We start from the raw sequence: 262 nt of genomic DNA, 5'->3' as shown, positions 1-262 counted from the left end.
ACCTGTGGGATCTGGTCCACGCCATCAACCTCACCGGCACCTTCGATTGCTGCCAGGCCGTCCTCCCGCACATGATCGAGTCCGGCTGGGGCCGGATCGTGAACATCTCTTCCTCGAGCACCCATGGTGGCGTCGCGCAGATGGCGGCGTACGTGTCGTCGAAATCCGCCGTGATCGGCCTGACCAAGGTGCTCGCCCTCGAGTTCGCCAAGCACGGCATCACCGTCAACACGATCCCACCGGGCTTCATCGACACCCCGAT

Annotated in this window: 1 protein-coding gene; it reads left to right on the top strand. The window is 63.7% G+C overall.

The features are described from left to right. The coding region (locus SB717_RS37020) for an SDR family NAD(P)-dependent oxidoreductase (RefSeq protein ID WP_410908074.1) at positions 1-262 on the top strand (262 nt) is incomplete at both ends.

The sequence above is a fragment of the Priestia sp. SIMBA_032 genome (assembly GCF_046535215.1).
Taxonomy (GTDB): Bacteria; Bacillota; Bacilli; order Bacillales; family Bacillaceae_H; genus Priestia; species Priestia aryabhattai.
Note: the sequence above shows the minus strand (reverse complement) of the source record. Positions and strands in the feature narration are given on the sequence as shown.